General features: G+C 37.6%; 12 protein-coding genes. 10 read left to right on the top strand and 2 right to left on the bottom strand.

Going from position 1 to position 12759, the window contains the following annotated elements:
- Positions 1-27: 27 nt before the first annotated feature.
- Positions 28-486 carry a pyridoxamine 5'-phosphate oxidase family protein gene (locus UMU13_RS01665; protein ID WP_328216650.1) on the bottom strand — a complete coding sequence of 153 codons (459 nt, stop codon included), beginning with the start codon at positions 484-486 and terminating at the stop codon, positions 28-30.
- 17 nt (positions 487-503) lie between these two features.
- Positions 504-1922, bottom strand: a complete 1419-nt coding sequence (locus tag UMU13_RS01670) for an aminotransferase-like domain-containing protein (protein WP_328216651.1) — start codon at positions 1920-1922, stop codon at positions 504-506.
- An 86-nt stretch (positions 1923-2008) separates the two neighbouring features.
- On the opposite strand from UMU13_RS01670, the gene UMU13_RS01675 reads away from it, so the two are divergent.
- The 10 genes from UMU13_RS01675 to UMU13_RS01720 form a co-directional block, all read left to right on the top strand.
- Positions 2009-3205: a YbfB/YjiJ family MFS transporter gene (locus tag UMU13_RS01675; protein ID WP_328216652.1), complete on the top strand. Its 1197-nt coding sequence runs from the start codon at positions 2009-2011 to the stop codon at positions 3203-3205.
- Positions 3202-3954 (top strand): enoyl-CoA hydratase/isomerase family protein, encoded by a 753-nt coding sequence (locus UMU13_RS01680; RefSeq protein WP_328216654.1) that lies wholly within the window; start codon positions 3202-3204, stop codon positions 3952-3954. Before UMU13_RS01675 ends, UMU13_RS01680 begins: the two co-directional genes overlap by 4 nt.
- The gene (locus UMU13_RS01685; RefSeq protein ID WP_328216655.1) at positions 3947-5194 is read left to right on the top strand and encodes an aminotransferase-like domain-containing protein; all 1248 of its coding nucleotides are present in this window, start codon (positions 3947-3949) and stop codon (positions 5192-5194) included. Before UMU13_RS01680 ends, UMU13_RS01685 begins: the two co-directional genes overlap by 8 nt.
- Entirely contained in the window at positions 5145-5663 is a 519-nt protein-coding gene (locus UMU13_RS01690; protein WP_328216658.1) for a DinB family protein, read from the top strand. Before UMU13_RS01685 ends, UMU13_RS01690 begins: the two co-directional genes overlap by 50 nt.
- A 231-nt stretch (positions 5664-5894) precedes the next feature.
- Complete coding sequence (locus UMU13_RS01695) at positions 5895-6809, top strand: DMT family transporter (RefSeq protein ID WP_442902123.1); 915 nt, start codon at positions 5895-5897, stop codon at positions 6807-6809.
- Positions 6810-7465: 656 nt separating this feature from the next.
- Entirely contained in the window at positions 7466-9253 is a 1788-nt protein-coding gene (locus UMU13_RS01700) for a PAS domain S-box protein (protein WP_328216664.1), read from the top strand.
- Between the two features lie 48 nt (positions 9254-9301).
- Positions 9302-10282 (top strand): sensor histidine kinase, encoded by a 981-nt coding sequence (locus tag UMU13_RS01705; protein WP_328216666.1) that lies wholly within the window; start codon positions 9302-9304, stop codon positions 10280-10282.
- A 797-nt stretch (positions 10283-11079) separates the two neighbouring features.
- Positions 11080-11289 (top strand): type IV pilin protein, encoded by a 210-nt coding sequence (locus tag UMU13_RS11775; protein ID WP_442902119.1) that lies wholly within the window; start codon positions 11080-11082, stop codon positions 11287-11289.
- Positions 11290-11303: 14 nt separating this feature from the next.
- Positions 11304-11648 (top strand): hypothetical protein, encoded by a 345-nt coding sequence (locus UMU13_RS01715; protein WP_328216668.1) that lies wholly within the window; start codon positions 11304-11306, stop codon positions 11646-11648.
- Positions 11649-11906: 258 nt separating this feature from the next.
- Positions 11907-12759, top strand: an 853-nt coding sequence (locus UMU13_RS01720) for an O-antigen ligase family protein (protein WP_328216670.1), incomplete at its 3' end; no start/stop codon positions are given.

Genomic DNA, 12759 nt, shown 5'->3' on the forward strand with positions numbered 1-12759 from the left:
AAAAATTCCAATTTTTGAAATTTCTGTTTAAAAGCCGGATTTTTTCCCGGTAATTTCTTTGAGAATAATTTTTATGACTGAAGTTTTGCTGGCCGACTTATCAGTGAAAGTGAAACTATCGTCCGAGTATTGGGACATAATAACATTTAGTGCCTCAATTTTATCAGAGGAGTTTCCTATCAAATAAGCCTTTCCGAATCCGATGACACTTCGATATTTCATTGTCCAGCTGCAGGCTTCTTGTCCTTTCTGAATTTTTGATTCCGGAACAAACTCGACACATACATCATTATTTTTGTTGATAATATCAATTTTTCTACCCATCTGTGCACAGTGCAAAAAAACGGTGCTGTATCTGTATCCGAAACTCATTGGAACAATATAAGGAGTATTGTTATCTGAAAGGCCCAAATGGCAGACAGTTGAATCAGCAATTATTTTTTCAATTTCATCTTTATCGGTTATTTCTTTTTCTTTTCTGCGCATCTTTTTCTCCTTTCTGTTTAAAACATTCCATTGTATAATTCGTAGATTTTGCATAGACCCTTTTCAATACGGGCATTAATAGGGTATCCACAGTTAATCCGAAGGTAATTCCTGAATTTGTCAGGTTTACTGGAAAAGATTGCGCCCGGAGAAAAGCCGATTCCATGATCGAGCGCTTTATGGTATAATGCTAAAGTGTCGGTTTTTTCCGGCAGCTGCAGCCACAGAAGAAATCCTCCTTTGGGATTGGTCATGCGTATACTGCTGCCGAAAAGGCGGCTTAGCTCTTCTCTGTAAGCGCTGATCTGCAAAAAAAGCGTTTTGGAAAGCTTCTTTATATGGTTGTGAAATTTGCCACTCTGCAGGTACTTAGCCATAACGTGCTGAGGGAGACTTGCAGAAGACATGTTGTTTGCTAGTTTAGCTTCATAAACATCTTTGTAATATTTGTTCGGAATTATCCACCCGATTCTACTCCCCGGAGAGACTGTTTTGGAAAAGCTGGAAACATAAATTATGTGATCGGTTTTCGAAGGGTTGGCAAGAGGGGTTATTTTTTTGTATGTGTGTGAAAGTGTGCCGAAAGTATCATCTTCTATAATAATAAATTTTTCTGAAGCAAGGCTTCTCAGATAATGTTTTTTATCTTCGCACATCAAGCTGCCGGTGGGGTTGCTGAAAGCAGGCTGGGTTATAATACATTTTATATCGTATTTATCTTTGGCTTTCTGAAGATAGTCGATATCTATACCTTTCTCCGGGCAGGCGGGGATTTCAACAGGATACATGCCAAGTTTTTTTAAAACGTGCTGATAGCCGAAATAAGTTGGTGATTCAACTGCAATAGCGTCACCCTGTTCAGCAACTGAAGACAATATATAAAAAATACCTTCCATAGCTCCATTTGTTATGATAATTTCTTCAGGACTTACATAAAAATCCCTTAAAGCCATAAGCCGAGCGATTTCAACTCTGAGATCATAAAAGCCTGCTGTCGCAGTGTAATTTATATATTGATCTTCACTGCCGTTAATTACTTCTCTTGTGAAAGATTTTAACTCCTTATGAGGCATAAGCTTGGGTGATGCCACAGCGGCGCCCAGAGGTAAGATATTTTTATTCTGAGTGTCATTTAGAATACTGTTGATAATGTCAATGTTTTCCACCGGGGACTTGTTAATAATCGAATTTTTTCTTTCCGGTATTTTAACTGAATTTTGTGGTTTAAGATAATATCCCGATTTTTCAACAGAGTAAATCAGCCCTTTACTCTCCAGCTCTTCATAAGCTTTCATAGCTGTGGTCATGCTTACCTGAAATGTTTTTGAAATTGTTCTTAAAGAAGGGAGCTTTTCCCCCGGTGTCACAATCTTTTTTTCAGCTAATTTGAGTATGTAATTTTCTATGTGTTCATACAAATACGATTGGCAGATCATCTGTTATCCTTTAATTTTTATTTTTTGTATCTGTTATTGTGCTCTGGTTTCAGATATAAGTCAATGGAAAAGCACGAAGGTGAAAAATGAACTATTTACACGCTTTTCTTTCCAGCTGCTCTGTCCTAATGTTAGTTTTTGCTATTTCCAGATATGGCTTAACGGCAATGTTGCCGCTCATGAAATCAGGAGTGCCCTTAAATGCTGTTCAGGCTGGTATTTTAAGCTCTTCAAACTTCATCGGTTATCTTTCCGGGGCATTGCTGACAAGATTTATTAATCCAGGCAGAAATAAGAAAATACTGTATAATCTGTTTCTTCTGTTACTTGTTGTTATGATTTTGCTTATGGGTATGACGCATTCACTGAGATTTATGGTTTTTTTGCGTTTTACATCCGGCTTGATAAGCGCATTCGTTTTTATCAGCACATTTGCATGGATTTCATCTGTTTTGATGCAGAATAACAAAAAAGAACTGCTGCCATTATTGTATTCTTCCGTAGGTTTGGGAATATTTCTTGTTTCCGTTATTATCGGTATTATCGATGACTTTGCAACATGGGAAGTCGGCTGGATATCTCTTGGCATTTTTGCCGTACCCTTTTGTATATTTTCTTTTACAGCCCGGCCTTTTCTGCCAAGTACCGATGCCACTGATTCTGGCAGCAAGAGGGGTGTTTATAAAGAAATGCCTGCTCATATTAAGTCTTTAGTTATTTTTACCTTGATATTTTATGCAGCAGAGGGTTTTTCCAATAATATATCGGCCACATTTATCCTGTATAATTTAAAAAATCTGGATTTTATTTCCGACAATGTGTGGAAGGCATGGGCATTGGTTGGTTTTGCCGGATTTTTATCCCCTTTTCTTATCAGAAAATTACTTAAGACGTTTGATTTCCCGGTGACACTTCTGATTTTGCAGACTCTATTGTCATTGGGAATTGTTATGCCCCTTATAGAAAATAAACTTTTTATATATGCCGGTTCTGTCTTTTTCGGATTCAGCTTTTTGTCTATTCCCCCTATAACGCTGGGTTTTGTTTCTTCTTTAGTTAATGAAGGAAAAGATAAAATAATTTCTGATTTCACCATTATTTTTAGTTCAGCGCTTTTTATATCTCCAGTCTTGGGGGGAATTATTACCGATATAACAGGTCACTACAGCAACTCTGTTTTGCTTGCATTTAGCATTTCCATGGTAGGATTATTGTCTTCTTTTTTTATTAATAAGATTTACAGGACTAATAATTTTAAATCAACTGCCAGGGGGATAATATGAAAACTGTAATTTATGAAAAGGAAAACCACATAGCTTATATTTATCTTAACAGAAGCGAAAGTATGAACGCCATTAATGAAAAAATGAACAACGAGTTTGAAAAGGTATGGGATGATTTTGAACAGGATGATTCGTTATATGCAGCAATTGTAACCGGAAAGGGGAAAGCTTTTTGCGCCGGATTGGATTTAAAAACGGAACTGCCCCGTTGGAAAAATGCAAGTGCAAACGATATCAGGAGTAAAATAAACAAAGGCTTGGGAGGGGGTGTAACCAGAGGCCGTCACAGATTATCGAAACCTGTTATAGCTGCTGTAAACGGAGCAGCAGTTGCAGGAGGTTTTGAGTTGGCACTTGCTTGCGATATACGGATAGCTTCACAAGAAGCAGTTTTCGGCGTTTTCGAGATGAAGCACGGCATCCATCAGGGCGATGGGGGTATTGTGAGGTTATTATCAATTGCGGGTTTAGGTGTGACAATGGATTTGACATTAACCGGACGTAAGATCAATGCAGATGAGGCTTTACGGCTTAATCTTGTTTCGGAAGTGGTTACCCATGACATGCTTATGGGAACAGCGGAGAAATATGCCTCTATGATTATCGGGAATGATCGGGGAGCTGTAAGTTCAGCCAAAGAAACAATTCTGGATAGTATCGGGCAAAGACTTGATGATGCATTAAAGCTTGAGATGTTTAATGCATACTCCTGTTTCAGCAAACATAAAAATGGAGGAGAAGATGACTGAAATGTTTTCCAATAGAATGGCCGGTATTCCTCGATCATTTATACGGGAAATTCTTAAAACAGCCCAGGAAACTGATATAATATCTTTTGCAGGAGGCCTGCCGGATAGCAATTTATTTCCAGCCGATGAACTTGTAATTGCCACCAACAAAGCTTTTGAAACATCCGGACGTAACATCTTTCAATATGCCGCTTCAGAAGGTTGTGAGCAGCTGCGTAGTTATCTTGCTGATTTTTGCCGAAACAGAAAAGGGGTTGCAGTTAAAAAGGAAAATATCTTAATCACAAACGGCTCTCAGCAGGCTTTGGATCTTTTGGGAAAGGTTTTCTTGAATGAGGGTGATGACGTTGTTATTGAAGAGCCGGGGTATCTCGGAGTTATTCAGGCCTTATCCATGTATATGCCGGAATTTCATCCGGTACCCGTTTCGAATGAAGGAATGGATGCTGACAGGTTGAAAATATTAATTAATGAAAGACACCCCAAACTGCTATATGTAAATCCTAACTTTCAAAATCCTTCCGGTATTACCTATAGTGATAACAACAGAAAAGAAATTGCTGGATTAATAAACAGTAAAGAGACTTTTCTGATTGAAGATGATCCTTATGGAGAGCTGAGGTTTAGAGGAAACGATAAATTATCATTTAAGAAACTTTTACCGGAGAGGACTGTTTTACTGGGATCTTTTTCAAAATCTATCGTTCCGGGGTTTCGTTTAGGCTGGATGGCTGCTCCTGAGGAGGTAATTGAGAAACTTGTTATTGCAAAACAGGCTTCCGACCTACATACGTCCCATTTCACCCAAAAAATAATTTACCAGTATCTGAAAAATAATGACATGGACAAGCATATTCAGAAAATTACAAAAGTCTACGCACAAAAATGCCAAAAAATGATTGAGTGTATTAAAAAATATTTTCCAATGAGTGTTTTTCACACAATTCCGGAAGGAGGAATGTTCATCTGGGTTCAACTACCTGTAAGTTTAAAAGCTATTGAACTGTTTGATGAAGCTTATAAAAATAAGGTTATTTTTATTCCCGGAGATCCTTTTTATCTAAAACGTAAGTATATTAATACGTTTCGACTGAATTTTACCTGTGTTACCGAAGATGAAATTGAAACAGGTATCCGAAAAATCGGAAAGGCAATTAATAATTTAATAAACTTTAAAAAGGAGGACAGAGATGAAAGAAGTTTTAATTTTAATGGCTCAGTACAATTTGGAGACAGATGAAGAGATGCTGAATATTGTTTACCAAATTCCGGACAAGAAGTTTTTTGGCGAAGCAGGTGTATACTATAAGTCATTGCATGGTATTCTCAATCATATTATTTTGGTGAATTTACTCTGGATGCGCCGTATTACAAAGCAGTTTAATGAATTTTCAGAGGTGACGCATAAATACAAAGGTATAGATTTTGCCGGCTTAAAAAATATTGTGTTTACTGAAAAAGTTGACTTAAAAGCAAACCTCCTTGATACAGATAAAGATTTAAAGGAAATTTGTGACAAGATGGGCAGCAATGCACTGATTAAAAGTTTGAATTATAAAAACACGAAAGGGGAAGAACGGTCAAAAGTTATGTGGCATGTTTTTATGCACATTTTTAATCATGCTACGCATCACAGGGGTCAGATCTCGGCTCTTCTTGACCAGTTTAATGTGGATAATGATTATTCCAATCTTATCTGGAAGGTGTAAAACGGCTGCCTTCATTATATTTTCATTTGGTTGCATAACATTAGATGCAAAAATAATTTATGCTGCTTCTGATTTTTAGCAGGCAAGAAGTAGAAATCCCTCTCTGAAAAGTGGAATTGAAGTTACACTTAAGTTCCGGTAAGTATTTTATACTTCTATTGTTCTGGAATTTCTGTTATGCAATTTTATGTGCTTGCTTAGATTATTTTATTTTAATGCCCGGAGCTGATGTTGAAAACTTTTTTCTTACTAGCCTTGATAACTCTTTCTGAAGCAACTATAGGGGTTTTTGTTAAACTAACAGAAGGTTTGATACCCATACAAACGCTGAATTTCTATGCACTTACGCTTGCCGCTGTTTTTTTAATGTCAGTCATGCCCATTGCAACAGGTGATAAACTTAAATTCCCCAAAGACAATTTGAAGGACACCGCAGTTATAGGTTTTTTAATTGCAACACAGATTAGCGTCTTTAATTTCGCCATGACGCTGGTTCCCATTGCCAATGCGGTAATATTCTGGAGTGTGGCGCCGTTTTTTACCTTTATATTTTCCGCACTTTTCCTCGGTGAGAAGGCACGCAAAAGCTATGTTATTATTTTTGTGCTTGCATTAACGGGGATAATACTGGCTAAACCTTTGCAAGGTGGTAATATGCTGGGCAATTTGGTTGCGCTCGGGGATGGTGCTATTTACGCTGCAATGGTTACATACCTTCGCTATGAAGGCAAGACAGAAACAGGTAATGACATAGCCTGGTCGATGACTGCAGCCGCTTTGTTTCTCTCCCCGTCACTTTTATTTTTTGGTACCGGAGATATTTTGGCAATGATTTCCTATTCTGCAATAGGGATAAATTTACCGGTGGCTCTATGGGTCTTGGGGCTGGGTGTTGTATCAACAGGGTTTGCATATTTCGGCATTTCCATTGCGTTGAAAAAATTAAATGCAAATGTTTATTCTCTTGTGGATATTATCGTTTCACCTGTAGTTGCTTCCTTTTTGGGTTTTCTTATTTTTAATGAAGTTCCTTCCGAGGGGTTGATATACGGAGGCATACTGCTTCTTGCCTCAGGATTCTGGATTACACTGGAAATGTCCAAAACCCGGGATAAACAAGCCGTTCATCCAAGCCAGAACAAATAATTGACTTAATTGTAATCTCCTGTGAGTAACTACTGCCACCCTCTCTATTTCTTGTAAGATATATAGTTATAGCCGAACGTTATTGGCGAGATAGTGAGATGGGGAAATGGAGAAGTGGTAATTAGTTGAGTGGTTTATTGTTTATTATTCTTAAAGTAAGGCATTTGAATAATTCAGGAAGCGCGGCTTCAGCCGTGCAAAGTTTATTCCGAAACCCAGTATTATCAAGCATGCGGGATTAAAGTCCCACTTCCTAAAACGGAGAAAAAGACATTATTCAAAGCTCTCGAGGAGTGAATACGACGAAGCAATCTCTCTACTTTTCTTATTTTGAGATTGCCACAACCCTGTTTTCACAGGGTTTCGCAAGGATGCCTATGGCTAGCACCAGTCCTTTAGACTGGTAAATATGTTTAACATTCTATATATTCGCTAAAAGCGAATGCTAGACCGAATTAAGTGCGAAACTTGAATTATAAATTTTACCACTCCTTAATCCCCTCCTAACTTTTTGATAGGAGGGGATATAAAGCTCCTCCCCTAATTTAGGGGAGGTTGGGTGGGGTACTCATTCAAAGGTCTTGATCTGCTATCAGTAACTAAGTTTGACAGCGAATAAACAATAAATGTATAATAAATAAAAACGTTGATTGGATATGTCTAAAAAATTTATTTTATTTGCGGTATGCTTACTGGGTTTTCTCCTGCTGTTTTTAATTGACAGGTGGCAGGTGAGTCAATGGCGGCACGGGAAAAAATTAGAGCTTCAAAATGAGCTGTATGTATTCAAGAACAATCTGAAAGATTCTGTAGACAACCGCTTTAATGCCTTAAAATCTTTGTCAGCTTTATTTACTTTGAATCCTGATACAAATGCGGATGAATTTTCATACTTTGCGTCACTGTTGATGGAATATAATCCGCCCATCAGAGCCCTTCAGTATGCTGATGAGAACACCAAGGTGATTTATGTGTACCCTCCGAGAGGCAATGAAATCACGATAAAGAAGCCGATGGTGCTTAAATCCGATCCCAAGAGAGCTCCCTATGTGAAGAAAGCTATAGAGAGTAAGGAGGCAACAGTCCAGGGACCTTTCCGGCTTAGACAGGGAGGCAGAGGTGTCGTTGTAAGGCAGCCGGTGTTTAAAAATAAGAACTTTCTGGGACTGACAATTGGCGTTTATGATTTTCCTCTTCTTATAACTGAAGCCCTGGGTGAGACGAAGCGGAGCGAATTTGTTTTTCGGATTAAGAATGAAAACGGCAAAACCCTTTGGAAATCCGGTGAAATGAGAGGTGATCCGGCCAATACTGTTCTGACGCTTAGAAATATAACATGGAAAATTTCAGCCGGCTGGAAAAAAGCAATCGTTTTTCCTTTAAGAATAAGAGTCACAACATGGGGGCTGGGGCTGGGATTTCTCCTGTCTCTGGTTTATATCATTAAATCCTTTTATTCCAAAGAGTCAGAGCTGCAAAAACAGGTTAATGAGAAAACGAATGAATTGAGGAAAAATGAAGAGCGTTTCAGAAGTATTGTTGAAAATGCGCCGGATCCCATTTTTATTCAAACGGACGGCAAGTTTATCTACCTTAATCCGGCCGCCTACAGGCTTTTTGGGGTTGAATCCCCTTCGAAAATTATAGATGAATCGGTATTGAGTTATTTTCACCCCGATTTTCACGAGAAAGCATTGAAGAGAATGGAAGCTTTAAGTGAAAAAGGGGAGTCCGTTCATGAGCATTTTGAGCAGAAACTGCTGAGAGCCGATGGCACGCAAATATGGGTTGAGACAGCAGATGAGCCTATTGAATATGATAACAAACTGTGCGGACTCGTTTTTGTCAGGGACATTACGGACAGAAAAGAGGCGGAAAAGGCGCTGGTGGAAAGTGAAAAGCGGTTTATGAAAATTGCCAATACGATTCCCGGTGTATTGTATGATTATTACCGCCGGCCGGATGGTAATAATAAATTTTTATATATAAGCCCCCAATGCAGGGAAATTTTTGAATGTGAGGCCGAAGAGGTGATTCAAAATCCTTCATTGCTCTGGAATATGGTTCATACAAATGACATTAATTATTTGCTGGAGGAGGATAAAAAGGCTAACGCCGGTGGAAGCTATTTTCAGGCTGAAGTTCGTATTGTTCCCCCTTCCGGTGTAACCAAATGGATACAGCTGACATCACGTCCGGATCAAGCGGATGAGGATAAACCTAAAGTCTGGAGCGGGGTAATACTCGATATTACACAGAGAAAAGAGGCTGAAAAAGAGCTTTATGAAATAAAAAATAATCTTGAGAAAGAAGTGGAGGAAAAAACCAGAGAGCTTAAAGAGCGGGTGAAGGAATTGGAGCACTTCCGCGATGTGACCGTTGAAAGGGAAATGAGGATGCATGAGCTCCGGGAGGAAATTAAAAGACTGAAAAAGAATGAATAACTTGGTCAAATCTGTTATAATTAAAAATATCTTTTCTCAGGTTGAGTTATGAGAAAAATTATGCGTTTTCTTTCTGTAAAGGGCAACAATAAACCTGCTGATTACATTTTAAAGCCTATTAGAATTGCGCTTTTAATAGGCGGAACCTACATTGTTCTGGCGGGAATTTATATAATATATTCCAGTCAGTATGCTGCTGAACAAGCTCAAACAATCAAAGCTCTTGAGCTTACGGAGATGCAGAAGGGGCTTATTTTTGTAATAGTGACGGGTGTTATTTTAATAATTGCTTTGGGGTGGGTTTTTCGGGAGATTGCACACAAGGAAAAGAAAATTATCGATCAGCGTAATGCCCTTCTTAAATCCGAAAGGCATGCGGTGGCCGGAATGCTGGCTTCAAGTGTGGCACACGATATAAATAATGTACTCACCACACTGATTGGCACAGTGGATATTTTAAAAAATGAAATTGACGGATCTGAGACTTCACAAAAGCATCTGGACAGGCTTCAGGAAGCAAACGAACATCTTATATCTCTCACCAAACGTCTTTCCCGGGTGGGTAAGGCACATCTGGTTTCAGAAACCCAAAAGTTTGATTTGTGTTCTGTTTTGGAGGAAGCTGTCAGCTTTTCAAAAACGCATAAAGATGTGAAAGCCTGTCATCTCAACCTTGATTGTCAGGAAAATGTAGTGGTGACGGGTTTTCCGGATATGATTCATCAAATGATTTTTAATCTTGTACTGAATTCAGCGCAGGCTGCCGGAGAAGGTGGGCGCATTGATATTGCTGTTGATTCCGGAAGAAATCAAATCAGATTAGAACTCACCGATAACGGCCCCGGGATACCCGAGGATAAAAAAGACAATATTTTTCAGCCCTTCTATACAACAAAAGAAACAGGAACCGGCTTGGGAATGCTTTCCATACAGGCATGTGTGGAAGCTCATAACGGCAGCATTAAAGTGAGCGAGTCTGAAAGCGGCGGCGCCAGATTTACAATTATTCTCCCGCGGGAGAGCAGTTGAACAGTCTAAAAGTTAAGCAGATACGTAGAAATTGTTAGCATATAGTGGAAGATTCTTCGGTTCCACTCGGAATGATGCCTGCGGCTAGCACCAGTCTTTTAGACTGGTAAATATGTTTACATTCTATTTATCCGCACAAGGCGGATGCTAGACATTTTTCCCGGGCGAGGAGCCAGAAAACTGTCACCTCTTGCCTGTGGCATTTAACAGGGCAGGGAGTGAAAACGACGAAGCAATCTCACTATTTTTCTTGTTTTGAGATTGCCACAACCCTGTTTCCACAGGGTTTCGCAATGACAAAATGAAGTGCGAAACTTGATATATAAGTTGAATCCATCTACAATGGGTTGCTGTTGGTAACATTTAACGGGTAAGCTTAACCCTTAACCCTTAACACTTAACACTTAACACTTAATACTTACCACTTACCACTCAACACTTAACACTTAGTGCTGTTCCTTCACATTTTTGTTTGTTAAATGTTACAATTTTGTAACAGTATTGTTATTAGTCTCAAATATACTTATTGGTAAAGCACTGCTAACAGAGAATGATTATAATTTTAAAAATTCCTGCATTTCTTTTGCATACTGGCATAATTCATGCTATATTTATAAGATAGAAAGATATTTGGCTTGGTGAAAATTTTCTCACAGGAGGTGAGAAAGACAGCTTTTGATTCATTCTCAAGTCAAATATTAAAAATTGAAAACACCGTGACGGAAGATGCGTGATGCGTGATGCGTAAGGCGTAAGGCGGAAACCACGTCATGGGAAAATCTAAAGGAGGTAACACTATGGTTAGGAAATCTAACGGAAAGAAGGGTTTTACCCTTATCGAGCTGCTCGTCGTAGTAGCGATTATCGGTATACTGGCAGCTATCGCTATCCCACAGTTCGCCAAGTACAGAGAGAATGCTTTTAATTCTGCAGCTCAGAGTGACGTGAGAAATGCACGTACTGATGTTGAATCGTTTTATGCGGAAAATTTTAGTTATCCACAATAAGAGGAGGGAAAAAAATGAAAAAAATATTATTGTCAATAATTTTTGTATTTACATTTGCTTTATATGCAAGTGCTGATCCTACACCTACTGCTGCAGATACTGATGATAATGCTCTGTTTGGGGCCAGTGATCAGTACGAAGTTAATGAATCTACAAACGTAACATTAGGATATGCTGCTATTAACTCTGGTAACGGATATTACATTTATGGCTGGAATTCCAAAGGTACCAATGTATATGGCGCTACAAGCGCAACTCAAGGACTTTGGGTTCTGGAAGATGGAGTTAACGATGACGGATCAATTGATTCTGCACCTGATGCTTCAGATATTGAAGATTGGACTAAGCTTGGTGAATAACAGTTGTTAGTAAATTTTATAAAAGAGCGGTGTGATATTATTATTGCATCGCTCTTTTTTTTATTAATTGCTTCAACATTTAAATTTTCAACTATAATTGAGGATTTTAGGGGTTCTAATTACTATTTATTATTATTTTTTCTTTTTTTTATATCTATATTCTTGATTCTAAGTAATTATAAAAAAAATATTTTTTCGTTTTCGTTTTTATTTGGTTTTTTATTTATAATATTCCTAAATATATATTATTCAAACAATGTGCATATTGCTTTAAATTACAATATTTATTTTTTCATTGTTATAATTGCTGGAATCGCAATAGTAAAATTAAGTAAAAACAGTGTTTCTTCTCTATTAAGTATATTATTTGTATATACCATTTTCTTAGCTTTCTCAGGAATTGTTCAATTTATTTTTGCAAAATTTGGCCTCGTTGGTATGTATCTTTGGGGGATTCCCATATTTGATAATACACGCATAATGAGCTTTATCGGTCAACCAAATATTTTGGCTGCATACATAAATATAGGAATAGTTTTGCTAATATTTAGCAAACATAAATTTTCCAGCAGTTTTATTTATTTTTTACTTAGTTTTATGTTTGCATTTGTTTTGGTATATACAAATTCCAGAGCTGGGGAGCTAACTTTTATTTTGTTAATGACATTACTGCTATTTGCTAACTTTAAAAGTAAATTTCTGGATTATAAATGGATATTTATGTTTGTTATTATTTTTGCCGTTATAAAAATAATCAGTATTAGCGGAGTTATTAGTATTGCAGAAGGTGGAAGAAGTGTTTTTTCGGAGTCAGCAGGTGTCAGTACTTTTTCCAGAATAATTTTTTGGTTAACGGCACTAACACTTTTTTGGAAAAATCCAATAACAGGAGTAGGAGCTGGAAGCTTTAATACTTCAGATGCCACTATACAGCCGCAAATAGCAGACAAATTAAATTTAGTATACGAAAGTATTCAAAGCACATTTTGGGCACATAATGATTTTTTGCATTATTTGTCTGAATACGGAATTGTTTTTATTATTGTTTGTATAGTCATTTTTTATAAGTTATATAAAAAATTTTCATCTGATAAAATTCAACATTATTTGA

Source organism: Flexistipes sp. (genome assembly GCF_036172515.1).
Lineage (GTDB): Bacteria > Chrysiogenota > Deferribacteres > Deferribacterales > Flexistipitaceae > Flexistipes.